Source organism: Glaciecola sp. G7-5, assembly GCF_055808975.1.
The window spans coordinates 1,691,194-1,715,277 of the sequence record NZ_CM147892.1 but is presented as its reverse complement, the minus strand read 5'-3'; the positions used below and the strand labels follow the sequence as shown (position 1 = coordinate 1,715,277).

The 24,084-nt window shown below is 41.4% G+C and carries 22 protein-coding genes and 1 pseudogene; 8 read left to right on the top strand and 15 right to left on the bottom strand.

Features of this window, described 5'->3' with window-relative positions; all coding sequences use genetic code 11:
* Nucleotides 1-148: 148 nt before the first annotated feature.
* Nucleotides 149-769 carry a 23S rRNA (uridine(2552)-2'-O)-methyltransferase RlmE gene (rlmE, locus tag AC0L6H_RS07425; RefSeq protein WP_473393510.1) on the top strand — a complete coding sequence of 207 codons (621 nt, stop codon included), beginning with the start codon at nucleotides 149-151 and terminating at the stop codon, nucleotides 767-769.
* 48 nt (nucleotides 770-817) lie between these two features.
* Here rlmE and fdxA read toward each other — a convergent pair whose 3' ends face one another.
* From fdxA to AC0L6H_RS07355, 14 genes and pseudogenes are all read right to left on the bottom strand, one after another.
* Nucleotides 818-1,141 carry a ferredoxin FdxA gene (gene fdxA / locus AC0L6H_RS07420; protein WP_473393509.1) on the bottom strand — a complete coding sequence of 108 codons (324 nt, stop codon included), beginning with the start codon at nucleotides 1,139-1,141 and terminating at the stop codon, nucleotides 818-820.
* A gap of 191 nt (nucleotides 1,142-1,332) precedes the next feature.
* Entirely contained in the window at nucleotides 1,333-2,247 is a 915-nt protein-coding gene (locus AC0L6H_RS07415; protein ID WP_473393507.1) for a F0F1 ATP synthase subunit gamma, read from the bottom strand.
* 16 nt (nucleotides 2,248-2,263) lie between these two features.
* A pseudogene (locus AC0L6H_RS07410) lies at nucleotides 2,264-3,679 on the bottom strand (alternate F1F0 ATPase, F1 subunit alpha); the annotation flags it as partial.
* Nucleotides 3,657-4,454, bottom strand: a complete 798-nt coding sequence (locus AC0L6H_RS07405) for a F0F1 ATP synthase subunit B family protein (protein ID WP_473393506.1) — start codon at nucleotides 4,452-4,454, stop codon at nucleotides 3,657-3,659. The gene AC0L6H_RS07405 and the pseudogene AC0L6H_RS07410, both read right to left, overlap by 23 nt.
* A gap of 2 nt (nucleotides 4,455-4,456) precedes the next feature.
* The gene (locus tag AC0L6H_RS07400; protein ID WP_473393504.1) at nucleotides 4,457-4,738 is read right to left on the bottom strand and encodes a F0F1 ATP synthase subunit C; all 282 of its coding nucleotides are present in this window, start codon (nucleotides 4,736-4,738) and stop codon (nucleotides 4,457-4,459) included.
* Between the two features lie 33 nt (nucleotides 4,739-4,771).
* Nucleotides 4,772-5,443 carry a F0F1 ATP synthase subunit A gene (locus AC0L6H_RS07395; RefSeq protein ID WP_473393503.1) on the bottom strand — a complete coding sequence of 224 codons (672 nt, stop codon included), beginning with the start codon at nucleotides 5,441-5,443 and terminating at the stop codon, nucleotides 4,772-4,774.
* Nucleotides 5,430-5,744: an N-ATPase subunit AtpR gene (locus AC0L6H_RS07390; protein WP_473393502.1), complete on the bottom strand. Its 315-nt coding sequence runs from the start codon at nucleotides 5,742-5,744 to the stop codon at nucleotides 5,430-5,432. The genes AC0L6H_RS07395 and AC0L6H_RS07390 overlap by 14 nt, the downstream gene beginning before the upstream one ends.
* Nucleotides 5,737-6,042, bottom strand: a complete 306-nt coding sequence (locus AC0L6H_RS07385) for an AtpZ/AtpI family protein (protein ID WP_473393500.1) — start codon at nucleotides 6,040-6,042, stop codon at nucleotides 5,737-5,739. Before AC0L6H_RS07385 ends, AC0L6H_RS07390 begins: the two co-directional genes overlap by 8 nt.
* A gap of 66 nt (nucleotides 6,043-6,108) precedes the next feature.
* Nucleotides 6,109-6,549 (bottom strand): F0F1 ATP synthase subunit epsilon, encoded by a 441-nt coding sequence (locus AC0L6H_RS07380; protein WP_473393499.1) that lies wholly within the window; start codon nucleotides 6,547-6,549, stop codon nucleotides 6,109-6,111.
* On the bottom strand, nucleotides 6,539-7,972 hold the full coding sequence (atpD, locus tag AC0L6H_RS07375; RefSeq protein ID WP_473393497.1) for a F0F1 ATP synthase subunit beta: 1,434 nt from the start codon (nucleotides 7,970-7,972) through the stop codon (nucleotides 6,539-6,541). Before atpD ends, AC0L6H_RS07380 begins: the two co-directional genes overlap by 11 nt.
* 135 nt (nucleotides 7,973-8,107) lie before the next feature.
* Nucleotides 8,108-10,153: a GAF domain-containing hybrid sensor histidine kinase/response regulator gene (locus tag AC0L6H_RS07370; protein ID WP_473393496.1), complete on the bottom strand. Its 2,046-nt coding sequence runs from the start codon at nucleotides 10,151-10,153 to the stop codon at nucleotides 8,108-8,110.
* 299 nt (nucleotides 10,154-10,452) lie between these two features.
* Nucleotides 10,453-10,908, bottom strand: coding sequence for a c-type cytochrome (locus AC0L6H_RS07365; protein ID WP_473393495.1), 456 nt, complete (start codon nucleotides 10,906-10,908; stop codon nucleotides 10,453-10,455).
* A gap of 249 nt (nucleotides 10,909-11,157) precedes the next feature.
* Nucleotides 11,158-11,754 (bottom strand): hypothetical protein, encoded by a 597-nt coding sequence (locus AC0L6H_RS07360; protein ID WP_473393493.1) that lies wholly within the window; start codon nucleotides 11,752-11,754, stop codon nucleotides 11,158-11,160.
* Between the two features lie 134 nt (nucleotides 11,755-11,888).
* Nucleotides 11,889-13,115 carry an RNA-guided endonuclease InsQ/TnpB family protein gene (locus AC0L6H_RS07355; RefSeq protein WP_473393492.1) on the bottom strand — a complete coding sequence of 409 codons (1,227 nt, stop codon included), beginning with the start codon at nucleotides 13,113-13,115 and terminating at the stop codon, nucleotides 11,889-11,891.
* A gap of 38 nt (nucleotides 13,116-13,153) precedes the next feature.
* Here AC0L6H_RS07355 and AC0L6H_RS07350 point away from each other — a divergent pair, with 38 nt between their 5' ends.
* Nucleotides 13,154-13,333 (top strand): transposase, encoded by a 180-nt coding sequence (locus AC0L6H_RS07350; RefSeq protein ID WP_473393491.1) that lies wholly within the window; start codon nucleotides 13,154-13,156, stop codon nucleotides 13,331-13,333.
* Nucleotides 13,334-13,345: 12 nt separating this feature from the next.
* Nucleotides 13,346-13,477 (top strand): helix-turn-helix domain-containing protein, encoded by a 132-nt coding sequence (locus AC0L6H_RS07345; protein WP_473394488.1) that lies wholly within the window; start codon nucleotides 13,346-13,348, stop codon nucleotides 13,475-13,477.
* A gap of 68 nt (nucleotides 13,478-13,545) precedes the next feature.
* Here AC0L6H_RS07345 and AC0L6H_RS07340 read toward each other — a convergent pair whose 3' ends face one another.
* Nucleotides 13,546-16,251 (bottom strand): cation-transporting P-type ATPase, encoded by a 2,706-nt coding sequence (locus AC0L6H_RS07340; RefSeq protein WP_473393490.1) that lies wholly within the window; start codon nucleotides 16,249-16,251, stop codon nucleotides 13,546-13,548.
* Between the two features lie 250 nt (nucleotides 16,252-16,501).
* Here AC0L6H_RS07340 and AC0L6H_RS07335 point away from each other — a divergent pair, with 250 nt between their 5' ends.
* The 5 genes from AC0L6H_RS07335 to AC0L6H_RS07315 all read left to right on the top strand — a co-directional run bounded on the left by AC0L6H_RS07335 (nucleotide 16,502) and on the right by AC0L6H_RS07315 (nucleotide 23,905).
* Nucleotides 16,502-17,185, top strand: coding sequence for a cyclase family protein (locus AC0L6H_RS07335; protein WP_473393488.1), 684 nt, complete (start codon nucleotides 16,502-16,504; stop codon nucleotides 17,183-17,185).
* Nucleotides 17,186-17,486: 301 nt separating this feature from the next.
* Nucleotides 17,487-20,249, top strand: coding sequence for an XrtA/PEP-CTERM system TPR-repeat protein PrsT (prsT, locus tag AC0L6H_RS07330; RefSeq protein WP_473393487.1), 2,763 nt, complete (start codon nucleotides 17,487-17,489; stop codon nucleotides 20,247-20,249).
* A 252-nt stretch (nucleotides 20,250-20,501) separates the two neighbouring features.
* Nucleotides 20,502-21,221 (top strand): hypothetical protein, encoded by a 720-nt coding sequence (locus tag AC0L6H_RS07325; protein WP_473393485.1) that lies wholly within the window; start codon nucleotides 20,502-20,504, stop codon nucleotides 21,219-21,221.
* A 154-nt stretch (nucleotides 21,222-21,375) separates the two neighbouring features.
* Complete coding sequence (locus AC0L6H_RS07320; protein ID WP_473393484.1) at nucleotides 21,376-22,989, top strand: NAD(P)/FAD-dependent oxidoreductase; 1,614 nt, start codon at nucleotides 21,376-21,378, stop codon at nucleotides 22,987-22,989.
* A 232-nt stretch (nucleotides 22,990-23,221) separates the two neighbouring features.
* Nucleotides 23,222-23,905, top strand: a complete 684-nt coding sequence (locus AC0L6H_RS07315; RefSeq protein WP_473393483.1) for a hypothetical protein — start codon at nucleotides 23,222-23,224, stop codon at nucleotides 23,903-23,905.
* Nucleotides 23,906-24,084: the final 179 nt, after the last annotated feature.

Genomic DNA, 24,084 nt, shown 5'->3' with positions numbered 1-24,084 from the left:
AGCAAAAGTTAGTTTGTTGATGCTAAGTGTAGCGCTTTGCTATTTCGAAGTCAGGCAGTAGACACTAAAAATCCACACCGATTTGCAAATTACTTGCGCCAGCTTACAATAAGCCTTGTTTTCGCGATATAAGTAGCAGAATGACCTAATGGCCCGATCAAAAACCAGCAAGAAATGGCTCGACGAACATGTAAACGACCCCTACGTAAAAAAAGCTAAGGCCGACGGCTATCGTTCACGTGCCAGTTACAAGCTAATCGAAATTAACGAAAAAGATAATTTGATGCGCAGCGGCAGTATTGTGATGGATTTAGGCGCGGCTCCTGGCGGTTGGTCACAAATCGTCATTCCACTCATTGGCGACAAAGGTCGCTTAATTTCTTCTGACATTCTCCCCATGGATGGCTTAGCAGGGGCGACCTTTATACAGGGTGATTTTACCGAAGAAGCGGTGTATGAAGAAATTCTTGCTGCACTTAACAACGATAAAGCAGATTTGGTAATTTCTGACATGGCACCGAATATTAGTGGGGTCAATACGACTGACCAATACGCCTCTATTTATCTAGTTGAATTGGCGCTGGATATGGCGCGCAATGTTCTCAAACCCGGCGGCAATTTCTGCGCAAAAGTATTTCAAGGTGTAGGCTACGAAGAGTATGTGAAAGATGTAAGAAGCTCATTTAATAAGGTGATTATTCGAAAACCTGCAGCTTCGCGCCCTCGCTCTCGAGAAGTCTATGTGGTTGCAAAGGGTTTTAAAGGCTAGTTGACGTAAGCCCTATTAACGTAAACACCTTTTGCACTGGCATATCGTTTAGCGTTCTAGTAGTGGAAGTTTTCCGGGTATACCGTTGTATTTGTCAGCATCAGCTGGCGCAGGTTTTAGTTTGGTAATATTAGGCCATTGCTCGCACAGCTTCGCATTAAGCTCAAGAAATGGCGCCTGATCCTCAGGTAGTTCTGTATCTTGAAAAATCGCATCAGCTGGGCATTCAGGCACGCACAGCGCGCAATCAATACAAATAACAGGGTCAATCGCCAAAAAATTGGGCCCTTCAAAAAATGCGTCTACTGGACAAACGACAACACAATCAGTGTATTTACATTTAATGCAATTGTCGGTTACTACAAAAGTCATACAGGGTCTCAAGCTCCATTTCTACTCATAGCGCCAAGTGTAAAGTAGACAACTAAAAAAACAAGCTTGTTTGTCATTATTGTGCAAACGCCCATTCCTTTATAGCGCTGTTACACAAGCATAAAAGGGTGATGAATCCGTTTGGGGTGTTTTCCTATTTGATGATGAGAGTATATCGGTAGGAAACCACATTACTCTCTGTTTTTGTTAGCTTTGAGTTTGTTGTTACGGTCTTCATCAGTGTATCCAGCGACAACATCAAACAACTCGGCATCAATTGCTTCTTGACGTTGATGATGATATTTATGACGCAAATCATCGAGCATTTCGTCTATGTTTTTTTCCGCCCGTTGCATTGCAACTAATCGGCTCGCATTTTCACATGCTAGTGACTCTGCGCATGATTGATAAACTGATACAAATAGAAATTCTCGAATCAATGCACGCAAAGTTTGCCTGCTTGAACCCAAGGTTTCAGGGATACTGGCGCCTGTCCAAAGCTGTTTTGTTAAACTTCGATGCCAACTGGTGTTAAGTGGTAAAAGTTGATACATCCTTGGTTTATAAAGCCCCGATTGAGACTCTGGCCTATGATGAAACAAATACAAAGGAGCTTGCAAGTCTGATTCCCACAAGTGTTCTGTTGCCAACAACAAATCTCCTACCAATGGAGTAATGCCAGTTACTGAACTTGGCAAACTAAAACAATCTTCGATTTTTAAATTGCTATCTTGCAAACGAGCATTCATTCGCTCACCTACTACCCAAAGATATGGATTTGTGCCAATATCAGGCACTTGTTCTTCTACATACTCAGCGAGAATATCGTTAAATTGCCCTACTAATCCTTGGTCAGACCCAAATACAATAACTGCGGCTTGACAATTTGTGCGCTTAGCAAGCTGATTAAGATAGGGCGACTGACTAGTTGTTAAACAAGCAATAAGCCCTTGTTCCACAGTGCTATAGTAACTTTCTAAGGCGCTAACTGCATTTTCATATTGCGTAATGCTCGCCGCCGACATCGCCTTCATAGTTCGCACAACAGCTTGTAGCTCGGTGGCGTCTTCTACTCTGTTACGCAGCACCTCCAAACTATCAGTCATTGCCAAAATCCGCATTTAATTGGCGATAGAGGTTTTGCTCTGCTTCATGCAAGTCATGTAGCGGAATTTTATCAAATACGCCATCACCTAATGCTTTTAAAAGCGCTATTTGGGCATCAACGGCTATTGGGTCGTGTTCAGCTTGTTTTAAACACGCACGAATTCGTTTGCCATGATCCAACTGAGCTTGAGTACTTTCATCTAAACGCGTACCAAAGCGAGCGAAATTTTCTAACTCTTCAAACTGCGCATAAGCCAACTTTAAGTTCCCCGCAACTTTTCGGTAATCTTCTCGTTGCGCTTTGCCGCCAACTCTTGACACTGAAAGCCCAACATCAACAGCGGGTAATATGCCTAACTCGAAAAGTTTTGGTGATAAATATATTTGGCCGTCTGTAATGGATATCAAATTAGTTGGAATATAGGCCGCCATATTTTGCGCTTCTGTCTCGATTATTGGCAGTGCGGTCAATGAGCCTCCTCCTAAGCCTTCTCTTAGGTGAGTCGCTCTTTCTAGGAGTCGCGAATGTATATAAAAAATGTCTCCCGGAAAAGCTTCTCGACCAGGAGGTCTGCGTAATAGCAAGGCTATTTCGCGGTAGGCGCGCGCATGATTCGTCAAATCGTCATAAACGATTAACACATCTTTGCCTAAATACATAAAGTATTCAGCAATACTGGTTGCCGCATATGGCGCAATATAGGTCATTCCAGGGGCGTCATTGCCTTCGGTTACTAAAACCGTCGTATATTCCATAGCGCCATGGGCTTGCAGATCGGCAACTGCTTTAGCTACTGCGGAAGCGCGCTGGCCAATAGCACAATATATGCATTGCACATTTTGTCCTCGTTGATTAATAATGGTATCTAAGGCTATTGTGGTTTTGCCTGTTTGACGATCACCCAGTATTAGTTCACGCTGACCCAAACCAATTGGCACCATAGCGTCAATAACTTTAATCCCGGTTTGCAATGGCTTAGTAACTGGCATTCTATCCATAATAGCAGCGGCAGGTCTTTCTATTGGCAAGCGCTCCTTGCATTCTATTGGCCCTTTGTTGTCCATCGCCTCACCTAAGGGGTTAATAACTCGTCCAATCAATGCCTCACCTACAGGTACGTCCATTACACGGCCAGTGCGTTGCACTTCATCGCCCGCTTGTATGAGCCAATAGTCGCCTAGCAAAATAACACCAACTTCTTCTTCACTTAAATCAAAGGCAATACCTAATAAACCATTGCGAAATTTAACTAATTCTTCAAATCCCACTGAGGGTAATCCGGTCACTTTGGCAATCCCAGTAGCAACACTTTTAACTATGCCTATTTCTTTATTCTCTAACAGGGGGTTAAAAGCATCGCTGCTTGAATGCAACTGTGCAAACGCTTGATCAACTGTTTTATCAAGATCAGACACCTGACTCTCCCATATGTTGAGCATGCTTAGTTCCCTGCATAATCTTAAGGTCGACCAGAGCGGTAATATTTTCTTCTAAGTTCGAAAAATAATCGTCGATGTTCCAGCTTAACTTATGACCCCCGCCAATTAACTCAATTCCACTCACTAGTTCCTTGTCGTTTTCATATTTGACTTTTAAGTTAGCGGAAAAAGCTGCAGTAATAGCCTCTTGTATGCGCGTTTTAATGTCGTCAGGCAAGACCATCGCACTGCGGATTGAAACGTCAGTGTTGTTGTTTTTCACAAAGCCTTCTTTTTGTTGTTCATTGAGTTGTAATAACTGCTTAATAAACACATTGATTATTTGTGATTCAAGTTCAATACTTGATAAATCTGATAACACTTTTCGAGCAACATAAAGCACTTCTTGCTGGGTCTTTTTCTTAATTCCATGGGCAAAGTTTTCACGCTCATTACTCAAACTAAGTAACCATATTCGACGTTGTTGCATAACTTCTTCCGACGCCTCCTCGAGCAATTGTGCTTTCATGGTGTCAGCTTCTTTTTGCGCTTTTTGCAGTAAATCAGCTTTTTCCAAAGCAAAATTTGCGTTTTTAGCGACTAATTCAGTTTCTTGTTTTTCGACCTGCTGACGCGCTTGTTCAGTTTCCGTAAGCAATTTAGCAATGTGCTCTTCTCTTGCATCAATGGCATCTAAAACAGGTTTATACAAAAAATGTTTAAGAAGCCACATTAAAATGAGAAAGTTAATAATTTGCGCAAAAACAGTGAACCAATCGAATAACACGATTATCCCCCAACACCCTGTGCGGTCACGTAATTCCAGAATGGGTTAGCGAAAATCAAGATCATTGAGACGACAAAACAATAAATAGCAACTGATTCAAGCATCGCTAAGCCAACAAACAAAGTCCGCGTTATCGTTGAAGAGGCATCAGGTTGTTGCGCAAGAGAAGCAAGAGCACTGGCTACCGATTTGCCTTCTCCAAGAGCAGGCCCCAAACCACCAATAGCCATAGTTAAACCGGCGGTGATAATAGAAGTTATTGCAATTAAAGTCATACTGTCCATAAATGTTCCTTTTTGAAAGTAAAAATCGTATTGTTAAGCCGACTCATTATTTGTAGCAGAGGCAATATAAACAGTAGCCAAAATGCTAAAGATATACGCTTGAACCACGCCTGTTAATAGGTGTAATGCATTCATTAATATAGGGAAAATGAACGGCGTTACCATTAGCAAAATGGCCAATATCATTGCACCGCTCATAATATTGCCAAACAAGCGAATAGCTAAGGCTAAAGTGCGAGAAATCTCACCAATAATGTTAAAGGGCAACATTAAGATTGTTGGCTCAAAATAAGACTTCAAAAAAGCACCTGCGCCTTGTTTGCGAACCCCATAAAACGGCACCGCTACAAACACACATAATGCTAGGGCAATGGTGGTTGACAGCGAGCCTGTTGGCGGTTCATACAAAGGGAACACACTGAGCAAGTTCGAGACCATAATAAATAAAAATAAGGTTGCTATAAAAGGCAAATAAAGCCGTGATTGCTTTAGTCCAACCTCTTTTATTTGCTCGTTTACAGCGATAACGATGACCTCAAGCACATTTTGCCAACGTGAGATGTGCAAGCCACTATCTAAACGCCGCGTAATTAACCAAGCCCCCATACTCAGCAACAACATAATTCCCCACGTTGTCACAATAGTTAAATTAAGGTTAATCCAGCCCAATTGCCAAAACACTATTTCGTCGCTACTCAGGTGCATGATTTGATTCCTTTGCCGAAGATGTGGCTGGGGGCGCGGGCGACGGCGCAATACGAGTGATAATTACTCGTGCAACAATAAAACCAGCAAGCGCTACCGCTAAATACTGCCATTTACCAAATTGAGCAAGCCAATATAATACAAATAGAGCCATAGTCATTCGCAGTATGAAGCTTCCCATAAACCATAATGCAGGGTTTTCTGTATTTATTCCCTTGCGTACTGTCCACCATAAAGACGCAAAAAAGAATGCCCCTAGTGCAGCTCCAATGAATAGTGACAATAGCAACATATCAGTCATTTTTATCTTCCTTATTTATGGCCTTTGCTTCTTTTGATATCCAACGCCAAGCAACAAAACAGCCCATTACAACGCCTACAATCAGAAAATTAAGTGTCCAACTAAATCCAGTGGGGTAGTGCTTATCGAGCCAGATCCCTAGCAATAATCCAAGTAAAGTAGGCACCGCAATCGACCACCCCACAATTCCCATTGAACCTAAGCCCATCCACACAGAACGATGTTGTTGCTTTTGTGCCTTGATCTTTCGACTCACTTTACTGTCAATGTTCTTAACAAAACGGTCTTTTTTGTGCACACTCATTGCCCCTTTCATGATCTCTGTTAAGCTCGGCCAGCAATGCTAAATAAATCAATCTAAGCCTTAAAATTGATGCAGTGAATTAAAACCACGCATGAAACTGCTTTCTAAACGTGCAAGCACGGCACGCACCTCAAGCTCTTGTTCCGTTAGAGACGAATATTCAGCTAATACTGTTTCTTTTAGCTTAGCCAAATCGCTACCCGAGTGCGCTTTTCGCACCGATACTTTTACTTGCTCTGCTTTTTTAATCAATATGCCTTCGTCTACCGCCACATACTGAGGCTGTTGGCCGTAAACTTGAAATGTTAGTATTCCTGGCTCCAATGCAGCTACGCAATCACGACGGCGCGCCAGTATCCCAAAAGACCCTTGCCTCGTATCCACCACCATGCTTTGTACTGAGTCATGTTGAGCGAACACCTTTGAGGGTAGCAATATTTGCAATTGCATCAGGTTTGTTGCTTTCTCTGCATCAGGTGCACCTGCAATATTATTCTGCATTCGCTTTTTTCGCCTGTGTTTTTTTCAGTTCGTCTATGCGTCCAATCATGTAAAGAGCACTTTCAGGTAAATCAATAAATTGGTCTTGCAAGATACGTTCACAGCCATCTAATGTATCTTCAACTCTCACCGTTGCGCCCTCCATTCCACTGAACTGCTTAGTTGTATAAAATGGCTGTGTTAAAAAACGCTCCAATTGACGGGCTCTAGAAACCACTTTACGATCATTTTGAGACAACTGTTCTAAGCCGAGCATGGCGATAATATCTTTCAAATCTTCATATTTTGCCAGCGTTCGACGAACAGATTGCGCCAACTCATAATGACGTTCGCCAACGATACTAGGTGTTAGCATTTTTGAATGTGACTGTAGAGGATCAACCGCTGGGAAAAGCCCCTCACCGGCTCTTTTTCGAGATAAAGCAATAGATGCCGATAAATGCGAAAAAGTATGCACGGCAGCAGGATCGGTGAAATCGTCAGCCGGTACATAAACGGCTTGAATGGATGTAATGGCACCCGCATCAGTATTGGCAATGCGCTCTTCTAACTGTGCTAATTCTGTGCTTAATGTAGGCTGATAACCCAAGCGCGACGGCATTTGTCCCATAAGGCCAGACACCTCAGAACCAGCTTGAATAAAGCGGAAAATATTATCAATTAGTAATAAAACGTCTTTGTGTTCATCATCGCGAAAGTACTCAGCCATTGTTAATGCTGCATGCCCTACCCTAAAACGGCTTCCGGGTAGTTCGTTCATTTGCCCAAACAACATGACCATGTCTTTGAGCACGCCAGCATCTTTCATTTCACGGTGTAGTTCTTCACCTTCACGGCAGCGCTCACCTATGCCACAGAAAATACTGACCCCTTTTTGATGGCCTACCATGTTGTGGATCATTTCCGTTAATAAAACAGTTTTACCTACTCCCGCACCACCAAACAGCCCTGTTTTACCGCCTCTTTCGAGTGGTACCAGCAAGTCTATTACTTTAATGCCAGTAGTGAACACCTCGGTTTTGGTAGAGCGCTGCGACAGCGGTGGTGGCGTATTATGCACTGAGCGCCATTGCACATTTTCTAGTGCGGGTAGTTGGTCAATTGTATTGCCAAAAACATCAAACATACGGGATAAAATCTCAGGGCCTACGGGCGCTTTTAGTGGGCCTCCTGTATCAGACACTAGCATACCTCGCGCTAATCCTGCTGTAGGAATTAATGCAATTGCACGAATACGTTTGGCATCTAATTGTGTTTGCACTTCAAGGAAAATGGGCGATAGACGTTTGTCGCTTCTATCTATGCTTAATAAATTGCGCAGCGCGGGCAATTTCTCACTAAAATATATATCAACAACGCTACCCTGTACCGCCGTGACCTTGCCGACATTTGCATCAGGCACGTTTACTGTAAACTCATTCATCGTCGCACCTTATCCAATTCGAGACAGCAATAGGTCAATTTTTAAACTACTTCCCAGCTTATACAATAAACTAGAAGATAGTAAGGAGTTTTGATGTGTATCAAAATTATCGTAAGGTATGAAAGATAAAAAGGATTATGTGACGTAGTTTTTAAGTACTTTGTATAAGCTTTTTTTGTCTAGAGGTTTTGACAAGTAGTGATTCATGCCAAGTGCTAAACACTTCTGCTTGTCTTCTTGCATGGCATTAGCTGTTAATGCCACAATTGGAATCGTTTGATAGTTAGAAGCCGTCGAGCGAATAGCCACCGTCGCTTCATAACCATCCATGTTGGGCATTTGGCAATCCATAAGAACTAGAGAGAATGGAGGCGCCGCGGTATCACCCAATTTAGCTAAACATTCAATACCATCTTTCGCCGTATCAAAGTTTATCCCATGTTGCCGCAACATCTCGCACACGATAACCAGATTGATTTCGTTATCTTCCACCACCAAGACCCTCAATTGACTTAAATCTGCATTGAACGAGTCAATTGGTTCTTTTGTAGCTATACTTTTTGTTGAATCCAGCAACAAATCCAAATTTACAGTAAAAGTACTCCCTTTACCTACATGGCTTTGTACAGAAATTTTACCGTTCATGAGTTTCGCCAATTGTTGTGAAATTGATAAGCCAAGCCCAGTACCTCCGTATTGACGGGTTGTAGATACATCTGCTTGGCGAAACGGCAAAAACAGCTCAGGTATTTTTTCAGGCAAAATTCCAATACCGCTATCTTCAACGCTGATGACGAGTTCAACGCGTTGCTGATCTCGTTGCTGAAAACTCGAAGAAATTTTAATAAACCCTTGGTGCGTAAATTTTATAGCATTACTTAACAAATTGGCTACAATTTGGCGGATCCGCATGGGGTCAGCTTTCACAAAGACACCTTCAGTTGCGGAAAAATCTACATCAAAGCGCAAGGATTTCTCGCTCGCGCTTAAATTAAACACCTTAATGAAGTGGGTCAAATATTCATTAACGTTAATGGGTAGCAATTCAAAATCAACCTGGCCGGCATCGATTTTGGAGAAATCTAATAAATCGTTTACTAATGCTAATAAAGTTGATGCGCTATCACGCGCCATACCCAAGAAGCGAGTTTGCTCAGCATCAAAATTATCCGATCTAATAACTTGTAAAATGCCCAACACACCATTAATGGGAGTACGTAACTCATGACTCATATTGGCTAAAAATACACTACGTGCGTCCATAGCCAACGACAACTCTTTGTGCCGTTTTTCTAATTGTTCACGATAAAATACTTGCTTTGTAATATCCTGAAACGCGCCAACTAAACGAGTACATTGACCATTTTCAAATTCGGCTCTACCTTCAGTTGCTATCCACTTGGTTTTTCCTGTGTGAGAAACAATTTCAAATTCACCACCAAACCGACCACCTTCAGCGATTGCTTTTTCTACACAAGCTCTAATTCGATCGCGAGAGTCACCTTCTTTATAAAAATTAATACTAGTTTCAAGGTCGGGTGTGTAGCTTTGTTCAACATCATGAATTTCTTTTGTGACAGCAGACCAATAAACCGTATTTTTGACTAAATCAACTTCCCATGCGCCTACGCCAGCCAACTGTCCCATATCTTGTAAGACCATTTGTTGGCGTTCTAATTCTTCTTGTTGCGCTTCTAATAAAAGTATTTTTTGATTCCTTGCAATTTCATTACCTATCCAATGGGCAAGTACTTCTATTAAATCGTGATCTTCTTGTGTAAAGGGCTTTGCTCTAGGCGCCTCGGCTGAAAAATTTAAAGTACCATAACGTTGTCCGTCGACCAGTAGAGGCGCACCTATATAGCTTTCTAAACCAAAACCCTGATAGCATGGATGTTGGTTAATATGGCTTTCTCCCGCATGGTGAAAGGACGTAGATTTGTTGGCGTTGAGTGTATGCACACAATAAGTGTTCTTGAGTAAAAACACGGTGCCTGCTTCAAGTGAATTATCGGGAGATATCGCATAGCGCACAATGTATTCGTCATCGATAATTTCACTGACGATACCAAGTTGTAGATCAAACACCTCGATGCCCACCGCTAACAATGCATGCATTTTTTCATTGAAAGACAATTGATTGTTAGTGGTAATATTATAAAGTTGCTTGAAAACTTGCATAGATTTTTTGTTTTTACTCCACGGCACTAAAAGACTGATCACAGAGCACAAAACAACTAATTTGTTGAGTAAATGACCGAAGACATTTAGTTTTGCGCTCTTTTTACTCTAATTATAAGTGCTTGTCATAAGCAACATTCCACCCTACTAAGCAATTTCAGTAGAAAATGGTCGAGTAAATTACACCTAATGGTGCTTTATTATCACACTACTAAAAGTATCATACTTCATACTTAGTTATCTGATATTTAATTAGAAATTTATGCCTTGCTTATGGCAACGAGGTAAGCGCGGTGTAGTTAGTAATAACGTCCATACGAGGTGTACTCGTAAGGCTTAACTTTAAAGTGTGGCTGCAAATACGTAACTAAATCGACCAGTTCAGTCACCGTCATCACGTCATTGTAATTGCGCATTTTTGATGTTCTGCTTCGGTCTTTAGTTTGCAACTTATAACTAGCCGCAATTTTATGGGAAGGATTAATTATGCTTGTCACTAATTCTGCATAAGTGGTTACTTTACTTTTTTCACCCCCTAATTCAAATCGTTGTTCAAGCTCTGCTTGTAAGGAGGCGTCTGATGCATTTTGAATTGTGTGACATGCAAGACACTGATGTTTGATAAACACTTGTTTGCCATTTGCTGCATTACCTTCTGGTAGGCTAAAACCTCTGGGTGCATCGACACTATTATCACACGCTGTAAGAGAGAAAATACCTGCCATAAAACTAATCAAAACAATATAAGTTTTCATCACATTTCCTTTTTTCTGTTAAAAAGTTAAAACAGGGAATGCATGTACCTGTAAGAATTCTACTCTATAAACATAACGCTAAAGCACTTTTTCGCATTGACGTAGATCAACGAGCTTATAAAAGAATGCATAAAGCAGTCAATTACAGTCCAGTCATTTTATACAAGCAGGAAAACGATGTACCTTATTTGTGAATAACAGACATATAGGGATAGAAGGCAGCTGACTGCCTTCGCACCTATTGTGATATTAGTACTTCGCGTCTAGCGCACCTTGAATTTCAGCCAATTGATCGGGCGTAAATTTACCTTTTTCAATAAGTTTGATAATCACTTGATGGTGACCGGTCATTGGTCCTTTAAAATCGACGTCGTCACCGTCGTTAATCACCAATATTTCTTTTACGTGTTTTACATCGTGGCCGCTATCTATGTCTATATCAACATCGTGATCGCTGTCTATATCAATATCAACGTCATCAACAGCCATTTCATATTTATGTCGAGTATGCATTGCGCTGCCGTTGGGACTGAAATGTTTTTCTTTCGACGAAAGTACCTGCATTACAATAATGCGTGTTTCTTTATCTAAGCTCGAAAGTTTGTTATTCAAAAGTGCTTCATCAGCAAGCTCTTGTGCACTGATTTCAATCACTTGCGTATTACCATCTTGTTCTATTTCAATGGTCGTCGGCGATTCGTTTTCTTGATTTACCTGGATTACTTTGTGTTTCACTTTGACTGTTTCGGTTCTCTCTTGTGCAATTGCAAGGGGGCTAATTAAAGTCGTTGTTAAGATCAGACCAAGGGCTATGCTTATTGCAGAATATTTGTTTGGTATTTTCACGCTTTACTCCGGTTATGTTGAGGCTTTCACTTCAGAGTATTACAAGTCTTGTACCAACTTATAGCTCCAAAGTGAACTACCCATCGACGTCACTACGTGTCGATCAATGGGCTTCTTCAGTCTAGCTTTTGTGGCTAGGCTGCTTCTCTTTTCTCAGTTCCAGCAGCAAACTTCAATAACTCGAAGACTTTCGTTTTAATAGCTGATTTTTTCTGAGATGTGGGGGCTGCCCGTGCGACGATCCCAGCCGCAATTAAATCCAATTCACCTGTTTTAGCGATGCTTTTAGCCGCTGATAGGTCGCGGTTTTGGTAGGCTTCGCAAGCTTTACAAGTGAAATGCCTGTCGTTCAATGTTAACACATGATGCTGTGTGCACTCGTTGCAAATCCCTGTGGATTTTTCGAAACGGCCAATTTCGTGATAGAGCTTACCTTCAAGCTCCGCTTTGTATTTTGAAAGCTGGGTTATTAACCCCATCACGTTATCGGCAACCATGCTACCATTGAACTTCTGCATCCCTTTTACGTTTAAATCCTCGAACACTAAAATGTCATTTTCATTGGCTATCTGTCGTGAAATTTTGTGCGCAAAGTCGAGCCTTTGCCTTGAGATTTTACCGTGTAACTTGTTGATGCGCTGTTTTGTTTTGTGCCAGCGATTTGAGCCTTTATTTCGGCGTGCAAGCTGTCGTTGTAATTGATTCAACTTTTCTTTTGATTGCTTTAAAAACTTCGGATTGTTAGCAACAAAGCCGTTCGAACCCACCACGGTTTGCTTTGAGTTGATATCAAAGCCAGCAATAGTTTTTAAAACGCGAAGCGCAGATTTGCACTCGACCTCTTGAGTGATACTGCATTCCCATTTTCCGTGGCGATACTGAATAGTTACCGTTTTGATTTTGCTCGTTATCTCGCGGTGCAAAATGATAGGCACCTTACCCACTTTTGGGATGCTGATAGTGCCATCTTCAATTCGGATGCAATTGGAGTTGTTGACAGCTCGAAAAGAATCATTGTGAAGTTTTTTCTTTTTATATGAAATCTTATGCTTTGGAAAACGCTGCATTCGACCTCTCGAAAAGGCATTCTTGAGGGCGGTTTCTAGATCTCTGGCTACCTGTTGCGCTGCCGCCGAGTCAAAAGATTTAACCCACTCGAACTCTTCGAATGGCTTAACTTCCTTAAGAAGCGAAGCCATATCTTTGTAAAACAAAAACGTTTTATCGTACTCATAACGACGCATATTTTCAGACAGCAACAGATTCCAAATACCACGGGCTGTCGCGCCAAACTCAATGAGTTTGGCTTCTTGTTCTGGCAATGGATTTAGCCTGTAGTTGTATCTAAGCGTCTTTTTCATACACTGTATAGACTACTGTATAAGAATGGGTTGTCAAGATGGAATATGAAACTAAATCACACTGCAAATATCTAATAGCGTTACATTTAATCTTGGTTGTGAAATATAGAAAGCAATTTTGGATTGAAAAAACATTTTGGTCTGACGGGTATTTTGTTTGCTCTGTTGGAAATGCATCTGCTGATACAATTCGAAAATATATTCAAGAGCAGGGTTAGCTATTCCGATTCATCCCATCGACGCCGCTTCGCGTCGATCAATGGGTTTTCTCGGAAAGTTTCGATAAAACCCTTGCTGCTAAGCACTTAGGAATGTCATATAAAACTTTTGTGTATCGATTGAATAAGTTCGATATTACTTAGTTTGTATTAATAAACGTTCCTCAACATCAACAAAACTAGAAAACTAATTAGTAAGCACTGCGTTTAATTTAAAGAGTTTTACTTTCTCTTATTCGCACAAGGTATTTTTCAAACTCAACCAAGAAAAATACTGAGCAAGAAACCAATATTATTTGCAACCAATTTATCCAGCTAATTGAGGTGGTTCCAAACATGGTTTGCATAGGACTTAAATAAGTAAACCCAATTTGAAATAAAACTAACAAAGCAATCGCTATCAGTACATATCGATTGCCTGTGAACCCTTCCCAATTGAAAACTGAATCTTTGATATAACGCGAATTAAACAGATAGAAAATCTCAAACATCACCAGTGTATTTACGGCAATTGTGCGTGAAAATTCAATACTCGCACCGGCCTGAATTTCATATAAAAATAGCCCCATTGTGCCAATCATCAAAATGAAAGAAACAAATATTACTCGCCAAACTAAGTAGCCACTGAGCATAGGTTCATTAGATTTGCGTGGCATCCGATTCATTACGTTATGCTCAGAAGGTTCAAAGGCTAGAGACAGCGCAAGCGTGATTGCGGTAATCATATTGACCCATAAAATCTGTACAGGCGTTAGCGGAAGCTGATCAAAGCCAAGTACAATAGCGCCTAACACAAGCAAGGCTTCGCCGCCGTTAGTCGGTAGAATGAATATAATAGATTTTTTTAAATTATCGTAGACGGTTCGTCCCTCTTCTACGGCATGCATAATGGACGCAAAATTGTCATCTGCTAATACCATTTCAGATGCCTCTTTGGCAACTTCTGTGCCATTAAGTCCCATTGCCGTGCCTACATCAGCGCGTTTTAACGCGGGTGCATCATTCACTCCGTCCCCTGTCATGGCAACTATCATCCCCTGCTCTTGCAGCAGTTTGACCAGCAAAAGTTTATGCTCTGGATTTACCCGTGCATAAACATCTACTTCGTTCACACGCTTGTTAAGTTCTTGCTCACTCATACTGGCAATGTCTTCACCTGTAAGCACTGAATTTGTATTAACAAGCTCAAGTTGGCGTGAAATGGCAAGCGCCGTGGCGCCATGGTCACCAGTAATCATTTTTACTCGGATCCCTGCTTTTTTACAGGCTTGCACAGCTTCAATTGCTTCGTCGCGCGGCGGGTCAATCATGCCAAACAAGCCAAGCATTACAAGGTCGTGCTCTACGTCGGAAAACTGCAACTCTTGTTTTTCCGGACTTGCCGATTTAATCGCAATGGCTAGTACTCGCTGCCCTTGCTTTGCTAATTCTTCTATTCGTTGGAGCCAATATTCCTTGTCTAAAGGCATATTGCCGTCTAAGGATTTCTGCAAAGTACACATCTTTAATAATTGTTCTGGCGCACCTTTAACAAAAACAAAAGACTCATCACGATGGCTTTTGTGAAGTGTGGCCATAAAACGGTGTTCAGATTCAAATGGGATAAGATCTTTTCGAGGATAACTTTTCAATTCGGTTTCCATATCAATCCCAGCTTTCATTCCCGCAACCAACAAGGCTCCTTCCATGGGGTCGCCATTAACAATCCAATCATTGCCCTTTTGCTCTAACGAAGCGTCATTACACAACATAGCGGCACGTGAGAGATCGTGTAATATTGGTCGTTCTTCTCTTAGAACTTCCTGACCAGCTAAGCTTATTGTGCCGTGAGGATTATATCCTGTGCCTGAAACTTCAAACACATTGTTAACCGTTGCAATTGATCTTACGGTCATTTCATTGCGTGTTAATGTGCCTGTTTTATCTGAACAAATAACGGATACAGCGCCAAGGGTTTCTACCGCTGGAAGTTTTCGAATAATTGCATTTCGCTTTGCCATACGTTGCACACCAATAGCAAGCGTGATAGTCATTATGGCCGGCAAGCCTTCAGGAATTGCGGCTACTGCTAAACTTACAGCGGCTAAAAACATCTCGGAAGCGGCGTATGATCGCAGAAAATAACCGAACACAAAGGTAAGCGCTGCTATTGATAAAATAGCGAATGTTAGCCAACGGCCAAACTGCGCCATCTGCGCTAACAAGGGGGTTGTAATCGCCTGCACCTGAGAAACTAAGGTACTTATGCGTCCAATTTCGGTATTTGCACCGGTTTTAACAACGATACCGCGCCCCTGTCCATGAGTGACCAATGTGCTTGAATAGGCAATACATAAGCGGTCACCAAGCACACTTGCAGGGGTGACTGAATCCACGCTTTTTTCTACTGCTACAGACTCTCCGGTTAACGCTGACTCTTGAATTTGCAGTCCTTTAACACGAAACAGTCGCAAATCGGCGGGTACTTTATCACCTGATTGTAAAAATACGATGTCCCCGGGCACTAAGTCTTCGGCCTTTACCACAACTTGTTTGCCTTCGCGTATAACCATCGCGTTTGGAGATAGCATTTGTTGAATGGCTTTTAGGGCATCCTCTGCTTTTCCCTCTTGCACAAAACCAATAATCGCATTAATCAATACCACAGCAGCAATTACACCTGCATCTACCCAATGCGCTAGAGCGGCTGTAACTATACCTGCGCCTATAAGTACATATATTAAAAGGTTATGAAATTGATACAAAAAACGCATTAAGCTAGAGCGAGTTTGTGGCGCTGGCAACTGATTTTTTCCATATTGCTGAAGTCTTTGATCTGCATCTTCTTTAGAGATGCCATTTGGAGTAGTATTTAAAGTCTCGAAAGCAACTTCGGAGCTTAGTGCATGCCAATCTTGTGATTTATTATACTTATCCATTTAACTATCCCGAAAAAATTGGTTTTGTTTTTCTAATGAAGACCACGTTCAGCAGCGAATACACACAATGCTGAAAACAATAGAAAGCTGATGAGTCAGTCTGCCCTAGCGATTTCTTTATTTCTAAGTAATATAGATTTTTGCTAAATAGCGGCGAAGTAATTATCTGTAACTTTTGACGAAGCCAGACAATCTTATTTTAGTCGTCCTTACTCAATAATAGAATTAATCGAAAACATAAGGAATGGACATGCCCGACATTAAGCATAACAATCGCCTCTTTATTGATTTAAGTCATCGAATCTATGATGGATTAGTGACCTATAAAGGATTACCTGCTCCTGTGATTTGCGATTATCTGAGCCGTAAAGCATCGAAATCAATTTATGGCGATGATTATGAAGTTCAAATCGGCAAATTAGAGATGGTAAGTAATACCGGGACTTATCTTGATGTACCATTTCATTTCGCTGCCGATGGCAATGATCTCGCAGAGATTGCGTTAGAAGCTCTGGCTGACTTATCTGTTGTCGTTATAGATGCTCGCAACCACATAAAAGTCGATATTAGCTTTTTTAAAAATATAGATGTAAAGAATAAAGCAGTATTAATAAATACGAATTGGAGCCAGCACTGGAACACTGAACAATATTACGAAAACCATGCCTACTTATGTAAAGATGCCGCGCAATTATTAGTCGATAAAGGGGCAAAACTGGTAGGAATTGACTCTCATAATATTGATGATACGCGAACAAAAGTACGACCAGTGCATAGCTTATTGCTGAATAATAATATTCTAATATGTGAACATATGACCAATTTGGAAAAAGTGCCCTCCATGGGCGCAAAATTTTATGCCGTTCCGCCGAAAATCACCGGCATGGGAACTTTTCCCGTGAGAGCTTTCGTGCAAGTATGTGAACAAAAATAGGGTAGCACTAATGCTGAATACGAGCAGTATTTAAAGCAATTCTCAATTAGTAACTGCCCCAATATTTTTGTAGGCTGCGATTGAGAGAAACTCGGCTAATATTGGGTCGCTGCACTATAGTAATTCATGCCATAACTATACCTATCTATTTAATCAACAGTATGACACGGAAACAAATTATGGTTTAATTTCGCATTCTTGGCTCGCAATGAGCTTGTATTAGAAATTCAATTTTCAATCTGTTTGGATAGGTTTAAGACTAAGACAAGTATTCTGGTCCTTAAATAAAAGGTGTTTTGTTATGATTAGGTTTGTTACCCAGCTATTATTTTTACTATTTATTGGAACGTTGTTTACTGGCTGCGGTGAAAAGAGTCCAGAAGATTATCTGCAAGAAGCCGCCAAATATGAAGCACAAGGCAATAATGAAGGCGCGGTGGTTGCGCTAAAAAATGCAGTACAAGGAACGCCACGTTCCGCCCAAATACGTTTCGAATTAGGTAAAATATACATTAAGCTCGACATGTATGACGAAGCAAGTAAAGAACTTGCTCGCGCGCGAGAATATGGCTATGACGAGAGCGTAGTATTGCCCATGCTAGCATTATCGCTTTCTCGTTCATCAGCCAATGTTGCCTTAGCGGAGCTCACATACGATTCATCCAAGCTAACACCCGAAAAACAAGTAGAAATAGGCACTCGCGTAGTCACGTCGTTGTTGGCGCTAGAAAGAATACCACAAGCCTCAGCCTTAGTTGATGAGCTAGTGCTTATGAATGTAGGTACGGTTTATAGCGGGATTCTAAAAAGCTATCAATTCGCGATAGCCCAGAATATTCCTTCCGCGATTAGTAACATAAATAGTGTTTTGCAAACATCACCAAATGATAGAGACGTAATTAATGTGGCAGCTCGTTTGCAGATGCTTAATAAAGACATTCCAAAAGCAACTCAATTGTACGAGAGATACTTAGTTGTTGCACCTAATGATGTAGAGGCAAAATTTGCCTTAATAAGCCTTTTGATGGAACAGCAAGCCTATATTAAGGCTGAAAAGTATATTGATGAACTGCTAGTGCTAAATGCAAACAACAGTGTATTGAATTTACTCAAAGCATCGGTTCGTTCAGAAAATGACGATTACATAAGCGCTAAGAAATTTGCAGAGGCCTCAATTAATGCAGGTTCTACCGACCTAAATGCACGCATAATTGCAGGTTTAGCCTCATACAAAACCGAAGATTTTGACAGCGCTGTTCGCCATCTTTTAGTAGCGGCCGACTCGTTACCAAACAATCATCCTGCACTTTCCATATTAGCTGACAGTCAACTAGCACTAAACAATGCTGTTGATGCGACAAAGATACTAAGCCGTATAGATAATAACGGCCCCGACGAATTAAGACTATTCCCACGTGCAAACTATGAAATGATCAAATCAGGCAACATTGACGCTGCCAAAGATATGATAATCGAGGGCCAAAAAAGCGACAAAACTACCGACGATTTAGTTCGTACAGCAGCCCTAAAGCTTGCTGTAAACGACCTCACAGGCATAGCCGATTTAGAACAAGCCTTGCAGCAAAATCCACAATCATATGAAATAAAATCGGCACTTGCTGGTGCTTATGTATTAGCTAAACAAGTTGATAAAGGTATGGCATTCGCAAAACAGTGGCAACGCGAGCAACCTTTGATGATCGAAGGTTACATTCTTGAAGCTGATATGCTTGCTACGCAACAAAAATACCTTGAAGCTGATGCTATTGTCGATACAGCCTTAAGTATTGATGCAAAAAACGTATTCGTTCAGTTAGCCAGCATTATGATAGATATGCAATTGGAAAAATATGAGGAAGGCTTAACCAAAGTTCAGGCCCTGTTAGATAAAGAGCCTGCCAACGCGAAAGTATTAGCAAGTTATTACAAAATCACAAGTGAGTTGGGCAATAATGATGAAGCGATAGCCAAAATTAAACAGGCCGTGGCAAGCAATAGTGATGACGAAGCCCTAAACCTTTTGTATGCATCAGTTTTGGTAGAACAAAAGCAATTTAAAGAAGCGGTTGATGCATTAAGACCAATAGACGCAAATCGCTTTACGATTTATAGATACTGGCAAGTTAAAGGCATGGCTTTGTATAATATGAATGCGCTTGATGAATTGTTTAGCCACTACAATCAATTCAATAGCCTATTCCCCAACGACATTGATGCAACCTTGGGCTTAATACAGGTTTTAGACATGCAGGGTGATTACGAACAAGCAGCGGCAGCAGCAAGGCGCTTTTTAGAAAACAACGAAGCTATTCAACTTGAAATGATAGCGGCCCATTACTATGCAAAAGCGGGCGACGTGAGCAGAGCTAAAAGAGCACTAATGGGTTTACCGAAAGGGATAGATGTAACACCCTATGTAAGAGGCACTAAAGCGCGGATTGCCGTTTTAGAAGGGCGAGGCAAACATGCCGTTGAAGACGCAAACACTGCCTATGAAGCCGCTAAGACTGCTGATAATTTAAAGCTATATGCGCAAACGCTAGACCTTGCAGGAAAAAATGACGAAGCTTTTGCAATCATTAAACAACACGTGGCAGACTTCCCAAACGATGCTAACAGCAAAGCGATGTATGCCCTGCGACTGGCTGCGCTTGACCCCGCCATTGCACTTTCTACTTTCGAATCTTTACTTAATGATTTTCCTAACAATGCAGGCTTGTTAAACAACGCAGCTTACCTGCACTTTGAAGCACAAAACTATACCAAAGCTTATGAATATAGTGCCAAAGCCCATGCGACTGACCCAAGCAACTTAGACTATGCCGACACCTATGCTCAGGTACTCATGCAACAGGGTAAATCTAGCGAAGCAATAGAAGCTTATAATTTGGCTATGTACGATAGTGTAAGAAACGAAGATATAATTCTGAATTACATAGAGGCGCTATTGGTCGATAAAAACACTTCTACAGGCAAGCGTAAAATACAGCAGTTTACATCTAGGTTGAAATCTCAAGCTGCGCGAGACAGATTATTACAGTTGCAAATTAAACATTTGAATTGAGCTTAGAGGTCGACCAAGCAGGGCAACGAGCATGTTACGAGGGTAGATTAATATTTGTGCTTTTCTTTGTCAGAATTCTTTACATACCTGTTTTTGCTTAGATAACATATTTCTTTAAGCCTATGTAAAACCTTACGTTTTCTTGCTTGGCATAATTATTGCGAGTGGAAAAGTATTCGCCTTCAAATCTGCTAAATAGTGTTTGGACTTGGTGAAAAAATAAGTAAATTAAATATTCATTAAGGAATAAAAATGAAAAACTATATATTCGCCGCAGGGGTCTTGGTAATAGGTTTGTCATCGATTTTTGCAAGCGCTGCCGCGCACGCTGGATTATCGGGCAATGTAAACATATCTCAAACTAATAGTACTAGTGTTTATGGTGCAAGCGGTGAGCGACTATTCAAAAATGTATCTATAAAAGAAAATGGAATATCTAGCAACGTCAATGCGGGTCTTTTTAGAGTCACCGAAACTTCTACAAATAATGACTATTTAGCATTTTGCATTGAACTTGACGATACCCTAAGTCTTGCTGCAGATTATTCAGTAACTAACAGCTTATTTAGCCCAGGTGTAGTAGCTAATTTAAGTAGTTTATTCTCTACTTCTAACGTTTCTAGTATGTTAAGTGATGCAACTGGTAAAACAGCTGCAGCGTTCCAAGTTGCTATTTGGGAAATTATTGCTGATGCTGGCAATTTAGACATTTCTGCTGGTAACTTCAAGGTAAGAAGTCAAGCTAGTAGTTTAGATGCAAGTATTGCAGCGCTTGCTTCAGGCTTCTTAAGTGGTTTAAGTGGTTTGGGTTCTGATTACGACTTAACCTTCTTGTTCGCTGAAGATTCTCCTGGACAAGACTTGCTTGTTTTCGAGACAAAGACAATCATCGACGCTTCTGCACCAGCTACCAGCATTTTCATGCTGCTAGGGCTCGTTGGATTAGTCGTCGCAACTCGCAGAAAAGCGTAATAGTTAGCACAATAAGTTAGAACATGAAAACCCCGCCAAAGTGCGGGGTTTTTTATTGTCAATCCGCATCAAGGCTATCTATAAATGCGCATCTGATTTAAAATAACTCGCCCTGGCAGAGAGGCTGTCCGGCGTTTTAAAGAGTGATATTGCTATGCTGCGTTTAACCGACATAAAACTCCCCCTTGATCACGATAAGCTAGCCCTTGAAAAGGCCATTTTAGACAAGCTAAATATTCGTAAAGAAGAATTGATTTCATACGACATGTTTAAACGTGGTTACGACGCACGCAACAACCGAAACATCTATCTTATTTACACCCTCGATGTTGAAGTGATGAACCAAGATGCACTTTTGCAGCAATTCGAAAAAGATCCCCGCGTACGCCTTACCCCAGATATGAGCTATAATTTTGTAGCACAAGCGCCGGCAGACCTTAGTAATCGTCCGGTGGTAGTTGGTTTAGGTCCATGTGGCCTTTTTGCCGCTCTTATTTTAGCGCAAATGGGTTTTAAGCCGATTATTCTTGAACGCGGTAAAGCGGTGCGCGAACGTACAAAAGACACCTTTGGATTTTGGCGTAAGCAAGCACTTAATCCAGAATCGAATGTGCAATTTGGGGAAGGTGGGGCGGGTACGTTTTCTGACGGAAAGCTATATAGCCAAGTTAAAGACCGCAAGCACTACGGGAGAAAAGTGCTACATGAGTTTGTGGCAGCTGGCGCCCCAGAAGAAATTATGTACGTGAGCAAACCGCATATTGGTACCTTCAAATTAGTCAATATGGTTGAAAAAATGCGCGAGACAATAATCTCCCTTGGCGGCGAATTTCGTTTCAGCACACGTGTAGAAAAACTCGATTTACAAGACAATAAGATTCAAGGTTTACATTTGTCTGGCGGCGACTACCTAAGCTGTAATCACGTCATACTAGCAATAGGACACAGTGCTCGTGACACCTTCACTGCACTTTATGAGCAAGGCGTTTATATAGAAGCGAAACCCTTTTCTATTGGCTTTAGAATTGAGCATGAGCAAAGCATGATTGATGCTGCGCGCTTTGGTGACAACGCAGGCAACGAAATATTAGGCGCTGCTGACTACAAGTTAGTGCACCACTGCAAAAATGGCCGTACCGTTTACAGTTTTTGTATGTGCCCTGGCGGAACAGTAGTGGCCGCAGCATCTGAACCTGGCCGCGTTGTTACTAACGGAATGAGCCAATATTCGCGCCTTGAGCGTAATGCTAACAGCGCAATTGTTGTAGGCATAACACCCGAAGAAGATTACCCTGGTCATCCTTTAGCTGGTATTGAATTACAACGTCGCTTAGAAGCACTCGCCTATACTATTGGTGGCGAAAACTACCACGCCCCAGCGCAGCTAATTGGGGATTTTATGGCTGGAAATAAAAGCGCAGAAATTGGCGATGTAAAACCTTCATATGCGCCAGGCGTGACTCTTACTGATCTGAGCAAAGTCGTACCTGAATTTGTTAGCCAAGCCATTCGTGAGGCAATCCCGGCTTTTGAACGACAAATAAAAGGCTTCGCAAAATCAGATGGCTTACTGACTGGGGTTGAAACCCGAACCTCCTCACCAATATGCATTAAACGAGGTGAAGATTATCAAAGCGTTAACGTTAAGGGACTATATCCTGCAGGTGAAGGCGCTGGTTATGCTGGTGGTATCTGGTCAGCAGGAATTGATGGAATAAGAGTCGCTGAAGCAGTCGCGCTTTCAATCATAAATGAAATTAACACATAGCCTAATAAGCAAAATTATTAGACCATTTACCTTCTACATTGGGCACAGCAACTGTTCGGTTTATTAGCGTCAGCTATATTTACAGTCCCTCGCCGTTAACAACTAACTAAAACGATAAGTGACTGTTTCACCTTCACAATAATTTCTTGGCATTTAAATTGCTAAATCCTTTTCAGATGTATTTGATTCGCCACCTTGGTGAGCTGAATCCCCCAACCGATAAGAGTAAATTATGAAAAGCAGTAGTATCGCTATAATTTTTAGTAGTATTTTATTGGCAGGTTTAGTGTTTTTAAACACTGCACGTGCAAGTGTCATTTATGCTGTAGACGACGGCAGTGGCGAGTCCTCAATCGGCAGCACAGGTTCAACACTTATCTGGATGAACGGATTTCAAACTGCTGCAGGCGGTGAAAGGATTAATTCAGTTAGCATTGCCTTTGGTGCTAATTCAAACGCTGATGCACCCGGTGACGGCAGCACTATAACGGGCTACGTGTGGAGCGACCCCACTAACGATGGTAACCCTTTCGATGCTGTGGTGATGAGTACCTTTACAGGAACAGTCCAAAGTAGCCATACTGATACCTTTATTGATTATCTCCTAAGCGCCCCACTTACATTTACCCTTGGTGATTGGTTTTATGTAGGTTTTCAATCTACCGATTTTGCCGTAAGCAGAGACGCGAACTCTGACAACGGTAGCAGCTTTGTTTTTACTAACTTAAACTCCACGGCTATCGACCCTAATGATTTGATTAACACTACAACTAATGGCCAACCAAACGACTTTGGCTTTCCCGGAAATTTCTTAATAAGAGCAAATGCTACAGCGGTAAATGTTTCTACTCCTACGAATATTGCAATTTTACTATTGGGCTTAGGTGGGCTAGTCGCTTTAAGAAAGCGCAAATAAGCTACAAAAAAATATCTTTCTAGTAAACTACAGGAACTCACCTTTTTCTAGGGGAGTTCCTTTTTTGTTCTAATTTAGCGCCTTACTCCCTATTTCAAAAGAGAGGGTCGAACAAAGCTTGGCATTATTTTGTTAATCGTTACAATACGCAGCCTAGAGTAAATTGATAAATAAAGGCC